This is a genomic window from Clostridium sp., assembly GCF_051656525.1.
In the GTDB taxonomy this organism is placed as follows: Bacteria; Bacillota; Clostridia; order Clostridiales; family Clostridiaceae; genus Clostridium.
On the sequence record NZ_JBOGCC010000115.1, the window covers coordinates 1 to 20,653 of the forward strand.

At 27.6% G+C, this 20,653-nt stretch carries 19 protein-coding genes and 1 pseudogene; 16 read left to right on the forward strand and 4 right to left on the reverse strand.

Going from position 1 to position 20,653, the window contains the following annotated elements; genetic code table 11:
- The 6 genes and pseudogenes from ACRDDY_RS05035 to ACRDDY_RS05060 all read left to right on the forward strand — a co-directional run.
- Positions 1-455 (forward strand): annotated as a pseudogene (locus tag ACRDDY_RS05035) (recombinase RecA); the annotation flags it as partial.
- 292 nt (positions 456-747) lie between these two features.
- On the forward strand, positions 748-2,286 hold the full coding sequence (gene rny / locus ACRDDY_RS05040) for a ribonuclease Y (protein ID WP_438563880.1): 1,539 nt from the start codon (positions 748-750) through the stop codon (positions 2,284-2,286).
- 260 nt (positions 2,287-2,546) lie between these two features.
- Positions 2,547-2,807, forward strand: coding sequence for a stage V sporulation protein S (locus ACRDDY_RS05045; RefSeq protein ID WP_438563881.1), 261 nt, complete (start codon positions 2,547-2,549; stop codon positions 2,805-2,807).
- Between the two features lie 198 nt (positions 2,808-3,005).
- A complete protein-coding gene (locus tag ACRDDY_RS05050) occupies positions 3,006-3,266 on the forward strand; it encodes an HPr family phosphocarrier protein (RefSeq protein ID WP_438563882.1) in 261 nt (86 codons plus the stop codon).
- 504 nt (positions 3,267-3,770) lie between these two features.
- Complete coding sequence (gene purB, locus ACRDDY_RS05055) at positions 3,771-5,201, forward strand: adenylosuccinate lyase (protein WP_438563883.1); 1,431 nt, start codon at positions 3,771-3,773, stop codon at positions 5,199-5,201.
- Positions 5,202-5,408: 207 nt separating this feature from the next.
- Positions 5,409-6,911 (forward strand): cobyric acid synthase, encoded by a 1,503-nt coding sequence (locus tag ACRDDY_RS05060; RefSeq protein WP_438563884.1) that lies wholly within the window; start codon positions 5,409-5,411, stop codon positions 6,909-6,911.
- Positions 6,912-6,965: 54 nt separating this feature from the next.
- Here the strand turns inward: ACRDDY_RS05060 and ACRDDY_RS05065 are convergent, their stop codons facing one another.
- Positions 6,966-7,340: a hypothetical protein gene (locus ACRDDY_RS05065; RefSeq protein WP_438563885.1), complete on the reverse strand. Its 375-nt coding sequence runs from the start codon at positions 7,338-7,340 to the stop codon at positions 6,966-6,968.
- A 210-nt stretch (positions 7,341-7,550) separates the two neighbouring features.
- On the opposite strand from ACRDDY_RS05065, the gene ACRDDY_RS05070 reads away from it, so the two are divergent.
- The 4 genes from ACRDDY_RS05070 (at position 7,551) to ACRDDY_RS05085 (ending at position 11,385) form a co-directional block, all read left to right on the forward strand.
- Positions 7,551-8,150, forward strand: a complete 600-nt coding sequence (locus tag ACRDDY_RS05070; RefSeq protein WP_438563886.1) for a DedA family protein — start codon at positions 7,551-7,553, stop codon at positions 8,148-8,150.
- A 66-nt stretch (positions 8,151-8,216) separates the two neighbouring features.
- Complete coding sequence (locus tag ACRDDY_RS05075) at positions 8,217-8,510, forward strand: ATP-dependent Clp protease adaptor ClpS (RefSeq protein WP_438563887.1); 294 nt, start codon at positions 8,217-8,219, stop codon at positions 8,508-8,510.
- A 3-nt stretch (positions 8,511-8,513) separates the two neighbouring features.
- The gene (locus tag ACRDDY_RS05080; RefSeq protein ID WP_438563888.1) at positions 8,514-10,739 is read left to right on the forward strand and encodes an AAA family ATPase; all 2,226 of its coding nucleotides are present in this window, start codon (positions 8,514-8,516) and stop codon (positions 10,737-10,739) included.
- A gap of 31 nt (positions 10,740-10,770) precedes the next feature.
- Positions 10,771-11,385, forward strand: a complete 615-nt coding sequence (locus ACRDDY_RS05085; protein WP_438563889.1) for a PH domain-containing protein — start codon at positions 10,771-10,773, stop codon at positions 11,383-11,385.
- An 86-nt stretch (positions 11,386-11,471) separates the two neighbouring features.
- Here the strand turns inward: ACRDDY_RS05085 and ACRDDY_RS05090 are convergent, their stop codons facing one another.
- Positions 11,472-11,711 (reverse strand): hypothetical protein, encoded by a 240-nt coding sequence (locus ACRDDY_RS05090; protein WP_438563890.1) that lies wholly within the window; start codon positions 11,709-11,711, stop codon positions 11,472-11,474.
- 161 nt (positions 11,712-11,872) lie between these two features.
- Here ACRDDY_RS05090 and ACRDDY_RS05095 point away from each other — a divergent pair, with 161 nt between their 5' ends.
- From ACRDDY_RS05095 to ACRDDY_RS05105, 3 genes are all read left to right on the forward strand, one after another.
- A complete protein-coding gene (locus tag ACRDDY_RS05095; RefSeq protein WP_438563891.1) occupies positions 11,873-12,691 on the forward strand; it encodes a pyridoxamine kinase in 819 nt (272 codons plus the stop codon).
- A 360-nt stretch (positions 12,692-13,051) separates the two neighbouring features.
- Positions 13,052-13,585: a hypothetical protein gene (locus tag ACRDDY_RS05100; RefSeq protein ID WP_438563892.1), complete on the forward strand. Its 534-nt coding sequence runs from the start codon at positions 13,052-13,054 to the stop codon at positions 13,583-13,585.
- Between the two features lie 87 nt (positions 13,586-13,672).
- Positions 13,673-14,704, forward strand: coding sequence for a DUF6398 domain-containing protein (locus ACRDDY_RS05105; protein WP_438563893.1), 1,032 nt, complete (start codon positions 13,673-13,675; stop codon positions 14,702-14,704).
- A 407-nt stretch (positions 14,705-15,111) separates the two neighbouring features.
- On the opposite strand, the gene ACRDDY_RS05110 is transcribed toward ACRDDY_RS05105, so the two are convergent.
- Positions 15,112-16,818 (reverse strand): MFS transporter, encoded by a 1,707-nt coding sequence (locus ACRDDY_RS05110; RefSeq protein ID WP_438563894.1) that lies wholly within the window; start codon positions 16,816-16,818, stop codon positions 15,112-15,114.
- Positions 16,819-17,012: 194 nt separating this feature from the next.
- Here ACRDDY_RS05110 and ACRDDY_RS05115 point away from each other — a divergent pair, with 194 nt between their 5' ends.
- Positions 17,013-18,440 (forward strand): TcaA NTF2-like domain-containing protein, encoded by a 1,428-nt coding sequence (locus tag ACRDDY_RS05115; protein ID WP_438563895.1) that lies wholly within the window; start codon positions 17,013-17,015, stop codon positions 18,438-18,440.
- A 78-nt stretch (positions 18,441-18,518) separates the two neighbouring features.
- Here the strand turns inward: ACRDDY_RS05115 and ACRDDY_RS05120 are convergent, their stop codons facing one another.
- Complete coding sequence (locus ACRDDY_RS05120; RefSeq protein WP_438563896.1) at positions 18,519-18,950, reverse strand: hypothetical protein; 432 nt, start codon at positions 18,948-18,950, stop codon at positions 18,519-18,521.
- A 79-nt stretch (positions 18,951-19,029) separates the two neighbouring features.
- On the opposite strand from ACRDDY_RS05120, the gene ACRDDY_RS05125 reads away from it, so the two are divergent.
- Both ACRDDY_RS05125 and ACRDDY_RS05130 read left to right on the forward strand, forming a co-directional pair.
- Positions 19,030-20,109, forward strand: a complete 1,080-nt coding sequence (locus ACRDDY_RS05125; protein ID WP_438563897.1) for a serine/threonine-protein kinase — start codon at positions 19,030-19,032, stop codon at positions 20,107-20,109.
- A 113-nt stretch (positions 20,110-20,222) separates the two neighbouring features.
- Positions 20,223-20,576 (forward strand): hypothetical protein, encoded by a 354-nt coding sequence (locus tag ACRDDY_RS05130; RefSeq protein ID WP_438563898.1) that lies wholly within the window; start codon positions 20,223-20,225, stop codon positions 20,574-20,576.
- Positions 20,577-20,653 lie beyond the last annotated feature (77 nt).

Here is a 20,653-nt window from a genome sequence, read left to right on the forward strand (position 1 = left end):
TTGGAGTTATGTTTGGAAGTCCTGAAGTAACACCTGGAGGAAGAGCATTAAAATTCTATGCATCAGTAAGAATGGATGTTAGAAGAATTGATTCAATAAAGCAAGGTGAAAATATGGTAGGTAACAGAACAAGAGTTAAGGTTATTAAAAACAAAGTTGCACCACCATTTAGACAAGCGGAATTTGATATAATGTACAATGAAGGTATTTCAAAAGAAGGAAATATTGTAGACGTTGGAGTTAAAGAAGAAATTGTACAAAAAAGTGGAGCTTGGTTCTCGTATGGAGATATAAGATTAGGTCAAGGAAGAGAAAATGCTAAAGGGTATTTAAAAGAAAATCCAGAAGTGGCATTAGAAATAGAAAATAAAATTAGAGAAAAATATAATCTTCCATTAATGGGAGTAAAGTCAGAAGTAGAAGAAAAGGCTACTGATAAGAAAATAGAAAAATAAACTTTAAATTAAAAGCATATTCATTTTTATTGAATATGCTTTTTTTAAGAAGGATGAAAAGAATTTTCAAATGATATTATTTACATAAGAAAAAAATAGAGATAGAAAAAGAGCGTAAAATGAAGAAAAATGAAGAAAAGTACTGCAATTTTTCTTTAAATCACTTAACTTGACATAATTTTAATTTTAATATACAATAATAACAAATACTGGTTTATCATATTCAAGAATAACCATGAATGAAGTATGACACTGACTATGCTAGTAATGAATAGGCTTAGGAGGTGTTATTTTGCAGATTGCAGGTATTATTGGATATATAGTAATACTATTAATCTTAGGAGTAGTAGTATACAAAACAATTCAAATAAAATCAAAAAATAAAATTGAAACTCTAGAGAAGGAAGCAGAGATGCTTTTAGAAAATGCAAAAAAAGAAGCTGAATCTACAAAGAAAGAAGCAATCTTAGAAGCTAAAGAAGAGGTTCATAAATTAAGGAATGAACTAGAAAAGGATTCTCGTGAGAGAAGAAGTGAAGTTCAAAGACTTGAAAGAAGAGTAATTCAAAGAGAAGAATCTCTTGACAAAAAGAGTGATCTTTTAGAGAAAAGAGAAGAAGTACTTAATAGACGAGTGATAGACGTTCAAAAAATGGAAGAAGATGCAGAAAATCTTCATTCTAAAAGAAGAGAAGAACTTGAAAGAATATCAAATCTTTCAGGGGAAGAAGCAAAAGAAATTCTTTTAGATGAAATTAAGAAGGAAATATCACACGATGCAGCTATAATGATAAAAGATATTGAAAGCAGAGCTAAAGAAGAGGCTGATAAAAAAGCCCGTGAAATAGTTACAACTGCTATTCAAAGATGCGCTGCCGATCATGTTTCAGAAACAACAGTTCATGTTGTTGCACTACCAAACGACGAAATGAAGGGTAGAATAATAGGTAGAGAAGGAAGAAACATTAGAACTTTAGAAACTTTAACAGGAGTAGATTTAATTATAGATGATACTCCAGAAGCAGTTATTTTATCAAGCTTTGATCCAATTAGGAGAGAGGTTGCTAGAATGGCACTTGAAAAGTTAATAGTGGATGGTAGAATACATCCAGCAAGAATCGAAGAGATGGTAATAAAAGCTCAAAAAGAAATAGAAAATAATATTAAGGAAGAAGGAGAACAAGCAACTTTAGAAACTGCTGTTCATGGTCTTCATCCAGAGCTTATAAAACTAATTGGAAGATTAAAATATAGAACTAGTTATGGGCAAAATGTATTAAAACATTCTATAGAAGTTTCATATTTAGCTGGATTAATGGCTTCAGAATTAGGTTTAGATGTTACTCTAGCTAGAAGAGCAGGGTTATTACACGATATAGGTAAAGTCGTAGATCAAGATCAAGAAGGACCACATGCAGTAATAGGTGGAGATCTTGCTAAGAAATACGGTGAATCTAAAGCGGTAGTAAATGCTATATCTGCTCATCATGGAGATGTTGAAATGGAGTTTTTAGAATCAGTCTTAGTTCAAGCAGCAGATGCAATATCAGCAGCTAGACCAGGAGCAAGAAGAGAAACATTAGAGGCATATATTAAAAGATTAGAAAAATTAGAAGAAATTGCTAATTCGTACGAAGGTGTAGAAAAGTCATATGCCATTCAAGCTGGTAGAGAGATTAGAATTATGGTTAAACCAGATCAAGTTGACGATGCAGGAGCTATAGAACTATCACGTAATATAGTTAAAAGTGTAGAAGAACAACTAGAATATCCAGGACAAATAAAAATCAGTGTAATTAGAGAAACTAGAGCCATTGATTTTGCAAAATAAGAAAAGAGGTTATATCGAATTATTATTCGATATAACCTCTTTTAAATTTTACTGTAAAAAATTTCATAGATAAATAAAAAAACCTAAATTTAATTGTAAAATTTAAATTTAAATATATAAAATAAGGAAAAAAGAATAAAATTTTCTTTTTTCGACAGAAAAATAAAGGGGATTTGAAATAAATGTAGAATATATATTAATGTACCATAATATTGGTATTACTTGTAAACGATTTGTAAAAACTAGGGAGGAAAATAAAAATGGAAGTACTAAAAGTATCAACTAAATCAAGTCCAAATTCAGTAGCAGGAGCTTTAGCTGCGATAATAAAGGAGAAAAACTCGGTAGAAATACAAGCTGTAGGTGCTGGAGCAATAAATCAAGCAATAAAAGCAATTGCAATTGCAAGAGGATTTGTAGCACCAACAGGTAAAGATATAATATGTATACCTGCATTTACAGACATAGAAATTGATGGTGAAGAGAGAACTGCTATAAAATTAATAGTTCAAACAAGATAAATTTAATTAAATTAAGATGTATAGCTAAAAATTTGTTAAAATAATCTATAGGAAAATATGCGACAGAAATCTAAAGGAAATTATAGGTTTATAATGTAATAAATATACTGTGAATAGTTGAAATTATAAATAAAAACGTTTATAATGAAGAAAGTTAATAATAATTAACACAATATTAAGTAAAGAGGTGTATTTCGCATGGTATCTAAAGAGGTTTTAGTAAAAAATGCTACTGGTTTACACGCTAGACCAGCAACTTTATTAGTTAAAAAAGCTTCATCATTCAAATCAGATGTAAGCATTGAATTCAATGGAAAAAAAGCTAATGTTAAAAGCTTAATAGGAGTTTTATCATTAGCAGTAACAGCTAATTCAACTGTAACTGTTATAGCTTCAGGAGATGACGAAGCTGCAGCTGTTGAAGAAATATCAACATTAATCGCTAATCTAGAAGATTAATTAACTTTAAAAGACCTTCCTTGTGGAGGCCTTTTTTATTTTATTCCTAATTACTTAAAAGTTACCTTTATTTTACTAGGATACTCTATAGTAACTAGTTGTATAGAATAAGAATAAATGTAAAAATATAAGAAGATTATTTAAAGAGTAAAAAGGAGAATTAATTATGAAATACAGGAGTTAACATAAGCAAGGTTTTATTAGAAACTTGGAAATTACGTTCAAAATGGGGCGATGAGTTTAATGAAGGAATAATCAAGGTGGATTGAGTAAGAAATCTATTGGTAAGTTTATAAAAGGAAAAGATAAGTGAAAATTTATTTAAAAATTAGAGGTATGTATATAAAGTTGTATATTGTTGGAATAATAAAAGGTGTAGCTTATTGAATTAAAAGATGGTTTAAAGTTGAATTTTAAAAGAAAAATTATCAAATTCTGAAAAAATGTGATATAATACGAATGAAAAGATTAAAAAATAAAAATATATTCGTATGGAGGTATAATATGAGAAATATTTATAATACACCACTTAATAGTAGATATGCGTCTAAGGAAATGAGCTATATTTTTTCTGATGACATGAAGTTTTCAACATGGAGAAAGCTATGGGTGGCTTTGGCTGAAGGAGAAAAAGAGCTTGGTTTAAATATAACTGAAGAGCAGTTAGATGAATTAAGAGCGAATATAGATAATATAAATTATGATGAAGCAATTGCTAAGGAAAAAGAAGTTAGACATGATGTTATGAGTCATGTATATGCATATGGATTACAATGTCCTAGTGCTAAAGGAATAATTCACTTAGGAGCTACTAGTTGTTATGTAGGAGATAATACTGATGTAATTATCTTAAGAGATGGTTTAGAGCTTGTACGTGATAAAATTGTAACTGTTTTAGATAGATTAAGTAAGTTTGCTATGGAATATAAGGATATGCCAACACTTGGATTTACTCATTTCCAACCAGCACAATTAACTACTGTTGGTAAGAGAGCTACATTATGGATGCAAGATTTAGTAATGGATATAGAAAATATTGAATTTTTACTAAGTACTTTAAAGTTAAGAGGAGTTAAAGGAACTACAGGAACTCAAGCAAGTTTTATGACTCTTTTTGATGGCGATGAAGAAAAAGTTAAAGAATTAGATAAAATAGTAGCTAAAAAGATGGGATTCTCTAAAAGCTATGGAGTAACAGGTCAAACTTATCCAAGAAAGCTTGATTCAATAGTTTTAAATACTCTATCAGAAGTTGCACAAAGCTGTTATAAGTTTAGCAATGACTTAAGATTACTTCAAAGTATGAAAGAGATGGAAGAGCCGTTTGAAGCACATCAAATAGGATCATCAGCAATGGCGTATAAGAGAAATCCTATGAGAAGTGAAAGAATGGGAGCATTAGCTAGATATGTTATAGTAGATGCTTTAAATCCAGCTATAACTGCTTCAACTCAATGGTTTGAAAGAACATTAGATGATTCAGCTAATAAAAGAATATCCGTGGCAGAAGGATTTTTAGCTTTAGACGGAGTATTAAATCTTTATATTAATATTTCAGAAAATATGGTTGTTTATGAAAAGGTAATAAGGGCACATGTAAATAATGAATTACCATTTATGGCAACAGAAAATATTATGATGGAAAGTGTTAAAAGAGGTGGAGATAGACAAGAACTTCATGAAAAAATTAGAGTTCATTCTATGGAAGCTGCAAAAAGAGTTAAGGGCGAAGGCTTAGATAATGATTTAATTAAGCGAATTATAAATGATAAGTCATTTAACTTAAGTGAGCAAGAGATCTTAGATATAATAGATCCAAATCTTTTTACAGGAAGAGCATCAAGCCAAGTTGTTGAATTTATTGATGAGTATGTAAATCCAATAATTAATAAATATAAAGAAGCTGTAGATATTAAAAGTGAAATAAATGTGTAAAGATTAAGGTTTTAGAAAGTATGGTAAGGTTTTGCCATACTTTTTTTATCTAAAAATTAGGGGAATTTATAAAAGAAGAGAAATAGAAGAAAAATTTTAAGAAATAAATCTTCAATATAAATAAAATAGATGATAAAATGAAAGATAGAGTAAAAAAACATAAAGATAAAGATTGAAATAGAAGATGAAATTTTGGAGATGATAGATTTGAAAGATAAGATAATGATTATAGGAACAAAAGAGAAGGTTGGAAAAAGCTTAATTAGCATTTGTATAGGTAAATTTTTAAAGGAGAAGAGTATAAAGGTTATTCCTTTTAAGACTTTTGATATAGATAATAAAGTAATTACTATAGGAGATAATTTAAAGATTGGATATAATGAAAGCTTGAAAATGGATGCTTTAGATTATGAAAAGAATGTTTTTAGCAATCCAATTCTTATAAATAAAGTAAATGGAAAAGCTAAAGTTTATGTTAATGGGAAAAGCTATGCTAAAGCTGAAGAGTTTGATTTTAAAAGATTAAGAGAAGATTTTGTAGAATTCATGGATAATGGATTTGAAGAGATAAAAGAAGAAGGATTTACGTTAATAGAAGGCTTTGGTGAGTGCTTAGAATATGTTGAGCGTGAAGAAGAGTTTTTAAACTTTAATTTTGCTAAAAAGGTTCAATCAGATATAATTTTAGTTACAGATTTTGAAGATAATAATACTTTTGCCAACATATATGGAACACTTTCTTTAATTACTAAAGAAGATAGAAAGAGAATTAAAGGAATTATTATAAATAATTATGATGGAGATATGGAATATCTAAATAAAGGGATTTCAAAACTTGAGAAGAGATTAAAGGTTCCATTTTTAGGAGTTATGCCAAATATAAATACAGATATTTTAAGTGCTGATGATTATGGAAAAAATTATAGATTTGATAAAAAGGGAGATTTAATAATTGGAGTTATTAAAACACCAGGTCTTTCACATGTATCAGATTTTTATCCTTTTGAAGATGAGAGAGAAGTTAAGATGACATTAATTGAAAAACCTGACCATATTGATGATGTTGATTTTATTGTATTACCAGGAAGCAAAAATACTTTAAAAGATTTAGAATTTTTAAAGAAAACTGGATTAGATAAGAAGATTATAGAAGGGGCTGAAAATGGAAAGACTGTAATGGGAATCTGTGGAGGGTTCCAAATATTAGGTGAGGAAATTGAAGACCTTTATAGTATTGAGAATAAAGGAGCTAAAGAAAAAGGTTTAGGTTTAATTCCACTTAAAACAACATATGATTTTGTAAATAAGACTACAATAGCAAAGGGAAATGTTTGTAATATGACAAATAGTTTAAAATCTTTATCAGGAATAAAGCTTTATGGATATGAATCTATTGAAGGTGATAGTGATATGCTTGAAGGAGCGGAAGCTTTTATGATAGATAAGATGAATAATGTTATTGGACTTTCTAATAAAGAAGGAAATGTTTTTGGAACATTTATGCATGGTATTTTTGAAAGTAAGGAATTTAGAAAAGGCTTATTAAAAATATTAAAAGAAAAGCATGGTGTTGTAACAAGTAATAAAAATTTAGAAGAGGAATCATTTAAGGATTATAAAGAGAGAAGATTTACTGAATTTTATAATATATTTAAAGAAAATGTTAATTTAGAGAAATTAAATAAAGTTTTAAATGGCGAAGAAGTTTAAAACTTTAAAAAAGCTACATCTAAAGGTTAAAATTAATCTTTGATGTAGCTTTTTTTACTGTGATATTAAAGTAGTATGAAAATTATCAGAAATGCCTAGCCAGTGTCTAAAACTTGTAAGGCCAACATTTGATTTAGAATCTAAATTATTTAAAATATGCTCTACTTTTTTTATATGTTCTAAAATTACTTGGAAATTAGAGTAGTTTTTCTCTTTTCCATAAATATGGTTTTTTAATATATCTAAATAAACAAAATGAATTAAAATATCTTCAGAATAAAATTTTTTCTTTACATCAAAGCCTAAATTTTCTATTGAATTAGAGATTAAAAAATCAGTTGAATTTTCATTATGGTCTAATTCTTTAAGTGTTGTTTTTTCAATAAGATTATTTAAATTAGCTATTTCTTTTAAGCGTGAAATTTCCATTAAGTAGTGCCTCCTTTATGTTATCTTTATTATTCTCATAAGTTTATCATCTTACTAAATAATATTCTAGAAAGGTGGAGAATTCCCTTTAATAATTTTAAAAAATATAAAAACTTTAAATAAAAAATAGTATTAATTTTGAAAAAATAGAAATATAGAGAGAAAAAAAGAATAACTATAATAAGGAAGTGATACATGTGGAGGGAGAAAATGTTTGAAGAAATATTAAATATATTAATTCTATTTTTTAGTAATTTTGGACTTATTGGAATTTTTATAATAATTACAATTGAATATACATCTTTTCCTATATCAAGTGAACTTATACTTCCTTTTATAGGAGTACTTATATATATAAAAGTATTCTCATATATAGAAGTTATAATTATAACTATTTTAGCAGGACTTTTGGGTTCAAGTATAGCATATTACTTTGGATATTTTGGAAAAGATAAAATATATAATTTATCAAATAAAAAATATATAGGTATAAAAAGTTTAATAAAGGAATTTGAGTTTTGGAATAAAAAATGTGGAAATTATTCATTGGTAGTATGCAGAATACTTCCTATGACAAGAAACTTTATATCAGTTTGGGCTGGGCTTCAAAAAATGAAGTATATAGATTTTTTAGGGTACTCTTTTTTAGGAATTACTATATGGAATACATCATTAATTATAGGAGGATACTTTTTAAGTAAAACTATTCATTCAGTAGATGGTGCATTAAATAAATGTTATGTAATAGCATATATATCATTAATTTTAACAGGTGTTTATTTTTATTTTAAAAATAAAAAAAGAGATTAAATAAAAAGTATAGTATAATTATATTAAAGAAATTTACTTTAGATAGGGCTATGGAGGAAAAGAAAAATGGAAGAAAGCTTAAAAACAATAGAAAAAGTTAAGTTTAAAAAACCTAAGAAGTATAATGCTATCATGTATAATGATGATTTTACTACTATGGAGTTTGTTGTTTTTATTTTAAGAGATATATTTAAGAAAAATGATTTAGAAGCAAATAAAATAATGTTAGATGTTCATAATAAAGGAATGGGAGTTGCAGGAACATATAGTTATGATATAGCTATGACAAAGGTTAATACTGCATTAAGACTTGCGAAAGAATATGACTATCCTTTTAAAATGACAGTAGAAGAGGTTTAAATTATGAGATTAGATAAAATATTAAATGAGATGATTTTAGAGATATTTTTAGAAGCTAAAAATAAAAAATATGAGTATATAACTCCTGAGATGTTATTACTAAAAATTTTAGAAAGTGATGTTTTAGAAGACTTTATAAAGGAAAAAAATATTGACATAGAAGAAGTTAGAAAAGAACTTTTAGATTATATAGAAGAGAACAATGAAGCAGTAGACGGGGAAAGTGTAGCTGCTGAAAGTTATATGTTTACTAAACTATTATCTTATGCTGGAGTGATGACAGAAAGTAGTGGAAATAATGTATTAAAGCTTGAGCATATGATAGGAGCTTTTTACGAGCTTAAAGAATCATTTTCTCTTTATATTTTAGAAAGCAATAATATAAAAAAGAGAGAGATTCTTCTTTATTTATTAAATAGAATAGAAGAAAGTGAAGACTTAGAGGAGTTCCATGTAGAAAGTGAAGAGTTTGAAGAGGAAGAAGATGGGGTTAGTATAAAAGAGAAAAAAAGAAATATAGATAAGTACTCTGAAGAGCTTGTAGAAAAAGCAAAAAATAAAATGTTAGATCCTGTAATAGGGAGAGAAAAGGAAATAGATAGAACTATACAAGTATTACTTAGAAGAAATAAAAATAATCCTATCCACATAGGAGAAGCAGGTGTTGGAAAAACTTCTATAGTTAGAGGACTTGCAAATTTAATTGCAGAAGGAAATGTACCTACAAGGTTTAAAAATTCTAAAATATTCTCATTAGATATGGGAGGAATGCTTGCAGGTGCTAAGTATAGAGGAGATTTTGAAGAAAGAATAAAATCAGTTTTAAAAGATATTGAAAAGCATGAAAGTCCAATAGTTTATATTGATGAAATTCATAATATAATAGGAGCTGGAGCACTTGGAGGAAGTAATTTAGATGCTTCAAGTATATTTAAACCATATCTTCAAGACGGAAATATAAGGTTTATAGGTTCAACTACTTTTGATGAATATAAAAAATATTTTGAAAAAGATAAGGCTCTTCAAAGAAGATTTCAAACTATTGAAATAAAAGAAGCTACAGAAAAAGAAGCTATAGAAATATTAAAAGGTTTAAAAACAAAATTCGAAGAATATCATAATGTATCATATACAGAAGAAGCATTAGTAGAAGCTGTAAAACTTACAAATAAGTTTATAAATGATAGATACCTTCCTGATAAAGCTATTGATATTATAGATGAAGCTGGTGCTTTAAGTGCTATGAGAGAAGAAGAGAGTGTTATAGGAAAAAGAGAAATTGAAGAAACTATATCTAAAATTGTAAGTATTCCTAAAGAAGTAGTTGAAAAAGATGAGTTTGATAGAATAAAAGGACTTAAAAATGCATTAGAAAGTAAAATATTTGGTCAAGAAGAAGCCATAAATAAACTTTGCATGGCTATAAATCTTTCAAAGGCAGGACTTAAGGATGAAGATAAACCAGTTGCATCACTTCTTTTTGTGGGTCAAACAGGAGTAGGTAAAACTGAAATTGCAAAGGTTCTAAGTGATGAAATGAACTTAAAACTTTTACGATTTGATATGAGTGAATATGGAGAAAAGCATTCAGCAGCAAAACTTATAGGAACACCACCAGGATATGTAGGATATGAAGATGGTGGACTTTTAACAGATGCAATATATAAAAATCCAAATGCAGTTCTTCTTTTAGATGAAATAGAAAAGGCTCATGGAGATGTATTTGATACACTTCTTCAAGTTATGGATTATGGAAGTCTTTCAGATAATAAGGGGAGACGTGTAAGCTTTAGAAATGTAATTATAATAATGACATCAAATGCAGGAGCTAGAAATATAGGAAAGCCTTTAGTAGGTTTTTTAGAAAGAGAAGTAAAAAGTGATTCTGTTTTTGAAGAGGTTAAAAAAGTATTTTCACCTGAATTTAGAAATAGATTAGATGAAGTAATAAAATTTAATCCTATTGATGAAAAGGTTGGAAGTCTTATAGCTAAAAAAGAATTAATTAAGCTAGAAAATAAAATTAAAGAAAAAAATATAGAAGTAGTTATGTGCTATGATAGCTTAATTGAAGGGATTTTAGAAAAGGCTAAAATAAAAGAATTTGGTGGACGTGATATAGTTAAAGTTGTAAATAGAGAATTAAAGCCAATACTTGCGGAAAAAATATTATTTTCTAAAAAAGATAAATTTAATATTTATTATATGAATGGTTTTATAGTAGAATAAAATAAAAAGGAAAATATAGGGGGATAATAATATGTTTGGGAAAATTGCAGCAGATGCATTAGGGTTATCAGATATAGGAAAGGTAATAGAACCTGGTGATTTTAATAAGGTAGAATCAGATGATTATATTTTACATGAAGATGGAGAAAAAATATTTTTTCTTATAAAATCAAAATCAGATGAATACTGTTTTACAAATAGAGCTTTAATTCATGTGGATGGCGATAATGCAGTTAGTAAAAAAAGAAATCTTTATAGATATGAGTACTACTTAAATCATATAAGTAATGTAAGCTTAGAAACAGCAGGAAATATTGATTTAGATGTAGAAATAAAATTTCAAATAGGGGATAGAGGATTTTCTATTGATGTAGATAAAAAGCAATTAGAGAGATTAAAAGATCTTTATAAGAGCCTTTTAAGAATAGGAATGATTCAAAGAGATAATAATCTTATAATGAATATTGAAAGAGATGCATTAAAACGTGCAGAAGAGGTTTTTGCAGGAGATAAAGTAGGAAGCTCTGATATAGCTAGAGATTTTAAGGCTATTACAGAATTCTCAAGCAAATGGCTTATAGATAGTATAAAAAATAATACTGTACGTGACTTTGCACAAGTATTTGAATTATATATAAATAATTAAAAAAGAAATATTTTAAAAGTAAAAATAACCTAAGTAGAATTAAACTACTTGGGTTATTAATTTAAGTTAAAAACTTATACAAGCTTCTAGTAATTTTCACCACATGAAGTAATGCTTTCTTTTTTATCAGAACTACAAGGAGTTACTGCATATGTAATACCACAGTATGGACAGTTTTGAACTAAAGTATCCATTTGAAATTCTTTTCCACAAGAACATTCTATTGTATGCACAACTTTTGTAGGCATAGCCTCAAACCCTTTACTTCTTACTAAATCACAAACTTTTTTTCCATCACCATTAGTGCTTCCGCATCCACAAGCCATAAAAATACCTCCAAAATAAATTTAATTTTAAGTATAGTATAACCTTTTTTAAAGAAAAAATCCGTATCATTTGTTACGGAATTAATGTACCGATACTTTTTAAGAAAACTAAACTTTATGATAAAATTTAAATTAGAATTAAAAAACATAGGGGGATTAAAATGTATAATATAGCATTAATAAATGATATTTCAGGAATAGGAAAGTGCTCTCTTACAGCATCAATACCAGTCTTTGCATATTTTGAGATAGAGCCAAATCCTATAATTACGGCAGTTCTTTCAAACCAAACAGGGTTTAAGGACTTTTCTTTTTTCGACTTTACTCCACATATGAAAGAGTATATGGATGTTTGGGAAAAGGAAAAGAGATATTTCGAATACATATATACAGGATTTTTAGGTTCTATAAAACAAATAGATATAATAAAAGATTTTTTACTGAAAAATGAGAATGCTTTTATTATAGTAGATCCTATAATGGGAGATAATGGTGTTGTTTATAGTACATACTCTAAAGAAATGTGTTTAAAAATGAAAGAACTTATAAAGATTTCATCTTTAATAACACCAAATATAACAGAAGCAAAGATTCTTACAGATAGAGAAGTAGATAAAGAGGTAGACCTTAAAGAGGCAGAGATTATTTTAAGAGAACTTGGAGAGCTTGGGCCTAAAATAATAGTTTTAACAGGGATAATAAAAAATGGAGAAATTATAAATATGGCATATGATAAAGAGAAGGATAAAATATATAAAGTATCCGAAAAATATTACCCATACTCTTTTAGTGGAACAGGGGATCTTTTTACATCTATATTAACAAGTTTAATTATAAAAGAAGTAGCCTTAGAAAAAGCTTTAGAAATTTCTAGCAAATTCATAAGAGAAGCTATTGAGGATACAATAAAAGAAAAGTTTGATACTAAAGAAGGAATAAAATTTTATAAAGCATTAAAGGGAGTAAATATAGGTGAGTAGGAAAACAAATATGAGAGAATGAATTTTAGCATAATTACAAAGAAATATCTTCATTGGTAAAAATTACAAAGTATAAGAGTTTTAAATTAAGACAAACTATTACTGATAGCTAACATAGTTTAAAATGAAAGGGATGTAGAAAATGGCAAGAAAAAAGACTTATGGAGAAGATTTAGAAAATAAGAAAGTAAAAAGTTATAAAAAAAATTATAACAATAAGAATACTTACTTAGAAAATTCTGAAAACGTAAGAAAAGGGTAAATTGTAAAAAGACTTGAATGAAAGAAAATTCAAGTCTTTTTTTTAGTTTAAAGCATATAAAAAGTAAGAAGGAAATATACATATCTTGAGGTGAGGATATGGAAGAGGATAACAAGAGTTATATTACAAAAAAAAATATGATATTAATTGGAATTATAGTTGTTTGTATGGGATTAATTTTAGTTACAGCTGTAAACTTAATCTTCCCAGATAGTGAATTAAAAAGGACAGATAAGATAGCAGGAGAAAATGTAGTAAGAAATTTAGTAGAAGAAGTAAATAAAAAAGAAAAAAATGATTATAAAAGATGGATGATTAAAGGATGGGAGAATAATGAAGTGAAAAATCTTTTTCTAGGATCAAATGACTTAGAGAAAGTAGAAATAATAGAGTTAAAGAATGATAAATATGTTCAATATACTAGTAAATATATTGAAAAAAAGAAAAGAGCAGGTGTAGATGTAGGAGGAAGGAAATATACAACATTTACAGCTAAAATAAAACATATTTATAAAAAGGGTTCAAAATATAAAAATGAAGAAAAAGATATAGTATTTTTGATGGAAAAAGAAAAAGATGGGTGGAAAATAATAACTTTTGCAACAAAAGGTATTATTGACTCTTTAATTTAGATAGTGAAAAATTTCGAATTTTAGGGTATAATAGTTTAATGTGGTTTAATTTTAAGATTAAACAAAATAAACTATTAGGAGGAGTACATGGTTAAGGATTTAAACATACCCGTAGAATTAGAAGCTAGAGTAAAAGAAATTACTGATATGTTATTAGAGTTTGGAACTAAGGTTTTAGATGATTCGTATAATGAAAAGTTTTTAAAACTAACTGAAGCTATTGCAAACTGCGAAAACTTAGCATTAAATAGAGGAAAGACAGGTACATGGGCAGCAGGTACTGCACATAGTATATTCTTTATAAATGATACATTATCAAAAAAAGGAATTCATATGGATGAACTTGCTGACTTTTTTTCAGTATCAGAAGGTACTATAGGGACAAAGTCTCGCGAAATCAGAAAAGCACTTGGGATACAAAAAGATTCTATAGAGTGGAAAATAAATGAAGAAGAAAAAACAGAAGTAAAAACTGAAGCTAAAGAAAATAATGTAGTAGAAATATTTAACAAAGCATTAGAAAATGAAAACATAGAAGAAGGGGAAAAAGAAATAAAAATTTGCCTAGATATGTTAAAGAAAAGCTTAGGGGAAGATTACTTCAAAGAAAATAATGGTAATATTGGAGTATCTGCAGAGGGAGATTTCTTATTATCAGTACAAGCAACACTTTCAGCATATGAATTTGCACTTGGAAACTATAAAGAAAGTTTTGAACTTGAAAAAGAACTTTTAGAGTTCAATGAAGCAGATACTAAAAATGTTAGACATTCTTTAATATTTAGAGCATTACTTGTAAAAGAGTATGGATATGTTAAAGAACTATTTGAAAGATTTAAAGATGATGATTCAGTATTCTTTAAGTATGCAAGAGTATTATATTCATTAGCTCTTGGAGATAGAGGAGCTGCTAGAAAATGGCTTAAAAAAGCTGTAAAACATAACTTTATGGTAATGGAAATCCTTTATGGTGGAAGAGATGTATGTGATGATGAAATAGTATACTATGAAAAAGGTAGTATAGAAGAAGCAACATTATGTATGGAATTTAGTTTACCACTTTGGACAGATAAGAAAACAGCTGCTTGGGTTGTTACGGCTATAAAAAAGGTTAAATAGTTAAGCGTGAAGAATTAAAAATGAAGAGTTAGAGGGACCTTTGCATAGAGGTTTAGGGAAACTTAAAATTTATCGGAGATAAATTTTATCGTAAGATCCGTTTTTAGCTTGAAATTGAATGATGGGGTTCTTTTGAGACGTGAGTCTTGAAAGGACTCTTTTTTAGTGAAGAATGAAAAGTTAAGAATGAAGAATTAAGGACTTGCAAGCAAGTCTAGGGGAGTTTAGAAGTGTTGAATTGGAAATGAAGGTTATCGAGGAGGTTTCTAGAGAGAAGTTAGAAATCAAGTAGAGATTTTAAAATTTTTTGTTTTTATTTAATAAAGTTTAAAGAGATTGTTCAAGATAAATATTTTAAATAAAAAAAGATTGGCTATGCCAATCTTTTTTTTATTTTTAATTCTTAATTATGAATTTTTCATTCCCATTAATTTATCTTTTTTAGGTAATAATACTGCAATGATAAATGCTATTGCAGCTATGATTGTTAATGTTAAGAACATTTTTGAGAATCCAGCGTTTATTGTTTGTTGATACACTTTTTCAATTGTTAAGTGAAGATTATCAACTGAAGCTAAATAGTTTGCTTTCATTGAAGCTATTGTATTTGCTTTCATATGAGCTGGCATTCCGTGTAAGTTTTCTGCAAGTTTTGGTGCCATAGCATTAAATTGGTTTGATACAAAGTTTTTAACAACACTAAATATTGTAGTTACATTTGCATTTTGGAATGAGTTTAACATAGCTTGACTATGAACTCCAGCAGCCATACTTGAAGTAGAAGCTCCAGGAATACTTGGTAGTACATGCATAAGTTTACCTGCAACATTTGAACCAGCAGCTGAAATGAATCCAACTAAAAGGTTTGGAGATAATGCAATTCCAAGTGATCTTATTAATGATAATGTTGATTGGGCAGAACCAATTTCTTTTTGAGGTACAGCTGACTGAACTACATAGTTAAGTGGAGTACCCATAGTGAATCCAACTCCAAGTCCCATAAATGCTAATCCTATAACAAGTGGGATAATGCTTAAAGTTTTAGGAACGATTAAAGCTAATATAAGTGTTCCTATTATTGTTGAACCGAATCCAAATAATAATACAAGTTTTGGCGAGAACTTATCAATAAGTTTTCCTCCAAATGGTGCTGTAAGTCCTGAGAATAGCGCCATGAATGTTACAAAGTATCCACCAGAACCAAGTTTTAATTTAAGTACATTACTACAGAATTGAGGTAAGAATACAACAACCATAAGTCCTGCACCAACTAAAAAGGCAATTATAAATACTGATACAAGTTCACGTCTTTTAAAGTACTTAAGGTTAATAACAGGGTCTACTGCACGTGATTCTACAAAAATAAGTACTGGTAATAATACAACAGCTAAAATTAAGAATGGGAAACATTTATCTGATAAGAAGCTTGCCTTAAGATTTGTAAAGTTAAGGTTTGTAATAAATAGCATCAATGAAACTATAAATAAACCAGAAACTACGCTACCTGCAATATCAAGTTTCTTTCTTTCAGATTCAAATTTCTCAGTTTTAATAGTAACTAGTACAATAAGAACAACTACACATATAGGAACATTTATAAAGAATAATAAATCCCAGTGTGAACCACCAAAAGTATCTAATATAAATGAACCAATAGATGGACCAATTAATGTAGCAATACCATTGATACCACCAACCATTCCAAGTGCTGCACCACGTTTTTCAGGTGGGAAGCTACTTCCAACAAAGGCAGTTGCAATTGGCATTACTCCACCAGCTCCGATTGCTTCAATAGCTCTAGCTACTAATAAGAAATGGAAGCTATTAAAGAAGTTTGATATACCACAAAGTAGTGAACCTGCTCCAAATAATAAAATACTGAAAGTAAACATAGCTTTAAGACCATATCTATCTGCAAGTTTCCCTGTAATAGGCATTGAAACTGCATAAATAAGTGAGTATAAAGTTATAATCCAAATACTAGCATCAGCTGAAATATGTAAAGTGTTACCCATAATAGCACGAGCTGGACTTATAATTGCTGTATCAAGGGATCCCATAAAGATTCCAAGTAAGAACATAACTAATAAGACTTTTGTACTCTTTTTGCTCATAAAAATTTATCCTCCTTCATAATTATGATAACCAAATAGTTATCTTTTATTAATTTCTATACTATAACTATAAAATATAACGTAGGGTAATAGTCAATATGATTGGATAATAATTATTAGTTTGTTAACATTAAGTACTAATAAATTTAGAAAATAATATAATAATAATGGAATTATTAAAAGGGGAGAGCAAAATGAAGTTTTGTAAAAGTTGCGGTACTGAAATAGGGGATAATATAAAATTTTGTAAGGGATGTGGAAAAAAGCTTTTTACAGAAGAAGAAACAAAGAATGAATTATTAGAAGAAGGGAGCATAGATTTAATTAAAGAAGAGATAAAGATTAACTTAGAGAAAGATGATTTAAATAAGGAAAAGGATAATAAAGAAGAATCAAAGATAGAAAAAAAGAAGAGGAGTAACATATTAATAATAGGATTAATAGCATTACTAGCAATAGTATGTGTAGGTGGAGTTGTTTTATTTAAAGGAAATTCGCCTGAAAGTGTAGTGGAGAATTTTGAAGTATATTTAAAAGATGGAAAAATTGAAAAATTGAAAGAGATATTAGTTTCAGAATCTAGTCTTGAAATAAATGATGAAAATGTGGAGATTCTAATAGAAGGATTAAAAGAAGCTGAATTAGATAAAGATACTCTTATTACAAGATTAAAGGAAGAGTGTAAGAAATTAAAAGAATCAAAAGGAGAAATTAGTACAGCTGATGGTTCTTTTTATATAACTAAAAAGAAAGAAGGATTAAAAGATAAGTACTATATAGGAGTAAACCCAGCATATATAAGTCTTCCAGAAAATATAGCTAGTGCAAGTTATAAACTTACAGCAGGAGAAAAAGCTATTGATATAAATCTAGTAGATGGAAAAGAACATATGCTTATGCCAACTATATATAAATTAGAAGGAAAACTTAAAAATGATTATATAGATACAAAAGATGAGAAAATTTTATCACTATTAAATGAAGAAAATGTACAAGTTAAAATGTTTGAAGACATAAATAAGATTACATTAGAAACTAATGATGAAGAAGCTCTTTTAATTATAAATGGTAAAAATACAAAAAATAAGTTGAAAGATTCTAAAGTATTAGTAGGTCTTAAGAGAGGTGATATAATTCAAGGTATAGTAGAAAAAGATGGAAAGGTTAGAATGAGTCCTAAATATGCAGTTGAAGGAACTGGAACAATATTTATAGAATTAGAGCTAGAGAAAGTTATTAATCATTTAGAATATACAAACAGTGTAGAAATTGTTATGGAAGAGTATATAAAAAGAATGGAAGATGCTATTAATTATAATGACTTTTCAGCTATAAAAAATTATCTATACCCTGGAAGTCAAATATATAATGAACAAATAAGATTTATAAAAAACACTTATGAAAGTGGAATAAGAGAACAATATGTAGCACACTTTATAGATGATATAAACTTTAATGATGAAAAGAAAGAATGGACAGTTAAAGTAAATGAAACTTTTGATATACATGAGGAAGATGGAGAAACTAAAAGGAAAATATTTAATAATGAATATAAATTAAAAGTAAATGAAGATTTAGAAAAATTACAAATAACATTCATAAAAGTAAATTATAAAAAATAAGAAGCGTATAAAATTAAAAAAGAAGCATAGATATAAAATAGATAGAAAAATCCTTGGGGCATTTGCCTCAAGGATTTCTTACTCTCTAGTTAAAGTCTTTAGATTATGGTCGTATAAAATATAATCAGTTTGAAGTAAAGTATATCCTTTGTTTAAGCAAAAAATAATTGTAGCATCACGTGTGTTCTTAGGATAAAGGGCACCATTAAAAGTAAGTTTAAGTGCTTTATCAGTTTCTTCTCTAGTAAAAGATAGAACAAAAGCAATCTTTAATACTGTATCTCTATTAGGTATCTTCTTGCCATTAATAATTTCATAATAATAGGATCTACTTAAATCAGCTTCATTAAGTAAGATTTTTTTATCTATATTTTTTTGTAGACAAACTGAAATTAAAAATTCAGCAAAAGTAATATCATGTTTATCAAGCTTAGATAAAAGAGTAGATAATTCTGAATCAGAATTTATAGAACTTAATTCATTTTCAAAAGTTTCAGTTTTATTATTCATAAATGTGTGCTCCTTATAAAAAAAGTGTCTCATATATGATATAATTTTATTTTAGAAAAAGCAACATTGGAGGGGAAAAATGGAAAGTGATAAAAAAGAGTACAAGCTTCAAATGTATAGAGAAATTAAAGAAATAGTAAAAGGAAAAATATATTTAGTAATAAATGAAATTGATAATAAGGTATATGTAAAAAAAATATTAGGTACAGAGTATTATGAAATATATGAAAAATTAAAAGAAAACGAAAATAAAAATAGAGCAAAAATAAAGGATATATTCATAATAGATGGAAAACTTTTTGTAATAGAAGAGTTTATAAATGGAGAAAATTTAAGTGTAGTTATAGAAAATAAGAAATTAAATGAAGAGGAAATTTTAAATATAATAGAAAGTATATGTAATGGATTAGAGGATTTGCATAGATTAAATAGTCCAATAATTCATAAGGATATAAAACCAGAAAATATAATGGTAAGTAATGATGGAATTATAAAATTAATAGATTTTGATGCAGGAAGAATAGTTAGATCAGATAAAGAAAAAGACACAAGACTTCTAGGAACAAGGGGATATGCATCGCCTGAACAATTTGGCTTTTCAGAAACCGATAATAGGACAGACATATATAGCTTAGGAGTTTTATTAAATTATTTACTGATAGGAAAGTTTCCAAATGAAGAAATTGCAGATGGAAAGTTTAATAGTATAATAAAAAAAGCAACAGAGATAGATAGAGAAAAAAGATATAAAAATATAGGGGAATTCAAAAAAGCTATAAATGATACACATAGACTTGAATTTTATGAAGGTATGGAAATAGATAGAAATGAGAAATGGATAAGAAAATTAAAATTTGAAAAAAAACAGAAAAAGGGAATTGTGGGATATAGAAGTAAAAATACAATAAAGATGATAATTGCAAGCTTATACTATGCATTTGCTGCATTTGGAATGGGGCTTGGAATAACTGGAAAAAGTTTAGGTGATATAGTAGTTGCAGTATATTTATTTGTATTTCCAACAGCAGTATTTGGAGATATAAGTTATTTAAATAAAATATTTAAAAATTTAAATGTGAAAAAATATAGCTTAGTTATAAGAATAATAATTGGACTTATAGTAACTATAGTAATAGGGTTATGTATGCCACAACAGTGAGAAAAGAAATTTTCTCACTTTTTTTTATTTGTCTGCTAATAGTGGACAAAAAAGAAAAATAAAAAAGCTATAATAAGCTTGTAAGAAAAATTAAAAATTTAGGGGGAATAATAATGAATAATAAAAGTAAAACAGCAATAGCAAGTGGGATTTTAGGGGTATTATACAGTATCTACTTAATAACTTACTTTGGAGGTGCAATGAGCTCAACAGATGGAGCAGAGATGGTTGGTGGTGCAATAGCGAGTGCATTAGTGATGCCACATATGATACTAGTAATACTAGGAAGCATATTTATGTTAATAGGAGCATTCATAAACAAAGCAGGATTTGTACTAACAGGAGCAATATTATTTTGTGTAAGTGCAGCAGCATTCCTAATGTATGCACCATTTGTAGTACCAATGATAATATTAGGATTTATAGGATACTCAAAGGTTAGAAAAATAAAAATGATGATGGCATAAATATATAAGCAGAAAATAGGCTACCTAAAAAGGTAGCCTATTTTTAAAAAGGTGAAAAAATGAAAAAATTAAATTTA

What these genes read in the sequence shown, in the direction of transcription:
- ACRDDY_RS05115 (WP_438563895.1), top strand. Translation starts at nt 17,013, where the DNA reads ATGAAGTTTTGTAAAAGTTGCGGTACTGAAATAGGGGATAATATAAAA.
- ACRDDY_RS05050 (WP_438563882.1), top strand. Translation starts at nt 3,006, where the DNA reads ATGGTATCTAAAGAGGTTTTAGTAAAAAATGCTACTGGTTTACACGCT.
- ACRDDY_RS05090 (WP_438563890.1), bottom strand. Translation starts at nt 11,711, where the DNA reads ATGGCTTGTGGATGCGGAAGCACTAATGGTGATGGAAAAAAAGTTTGT.
- ACRDDY_RS05075 (WP_438563887.1), top strand. Translation starts at nt 8,217, where the DNA reads ATGGAAGAAAGCTTAAAAACAATAGAAAAAGTTAAGTTTAAAAAACCT.
- ACRDDY_RS05105 (WP_438563893.1), top strand. Translation starts at nt 13,673, where the DNA reads ATGGTTAAGGATTTAAACATACCCGTAGAATTAGAAGCTAGAGTAAAA.
- ACRDDY_RS05095 (WP_438563891.1), top strand. Translation starts at nt 11,873, where the DNA reads ATGTATAATATAGCATTAATAAATGATATTTCAGGAATAGGAAAGTGC.
- ACRDDY_RS05065 (WP_438563885.1), bottom strand. Translation starts at nt 7,340, where the DNA reads ATGGAAATTTCACGCTTAAAAGAAATAGCTAATTTAAATAATCTTATT.
- ACRDDY_RS05080 (WP_438563888.1), top strand. Translation starts at nt 8,514, where the DNA reads ATGAGATTAGATAAAATATTAAATGAGATGATTTTAGAGATATTTTTA.
- ACRDDY_RS05125 (WP_438563897.1), top strand. Translation starts at nt 19,030, where the DNA reads ATGGAAAGTGATAAAAAAGAGTACAAGCTTCAAATGTATAGAGAAATT.
- ACRDDY_RS05045 (WP_438563881.1), top strand. Translation starts at nt 2,547, where the DNA reads ATGGAAGTACTAAAAGTATCAACTAAATCAAGTCCAAATTCAGTAGCA.
- ACRDDY_RS05120 (WP_438563896.1), bottom strand. Translation starts at nt 18,950, where the DNA reads ATGAATAATAAAACTGAAACTTTTGAAAATGAATTAAGTTCTATAAAT.
- purB (WP_438563883.1), top strand. Translation starts at nt 3,771, where the DNA reads ATGAGAAATATTTATAATACACCACTTAATAGTAGATATGCGTCTAAG.
- ACRDDY_RS05130 (WP_438563898.1), top strand. Translation starts at nt 20,223, where the DNA reads ATGAATAATAAAAGTAAAACAGCAATAGCAAGTGGGATTTTAGGGGTA.
- ACRDDY_RS05110 (WP_438563894.1), bottom strand. Translation starts at nt 16,818, where the DNA reads ATGAGCAAAAAGAGTACAAAAGTCTTATTAGTTATGTTCTTACTTGGA.
- ACRDDY_RS05100 (WP_438563892.1), top strand. Translation starts at nt 13,052, where the DNA reads ATGGAAGAGGATAACAAGAGTTATATTACAAAAAAAAATATGATATTA.
- ACRDDY_RS05085 (WP_438563889.1), top strand. Translation starts at nt 10,771, where the DNA reads ATGTTTGGGAAAATTGCAGCAGATGCATTAGGGTTATCAGATATAGGA.
- ACRDDY_RS05070 (WP_438563886.1), top strand. Translation starts at nt 7,551, where the DNA reads ATGTTTGAAGAAATATTAAATATATTAATTCTATTTTTTAGTAATTTT.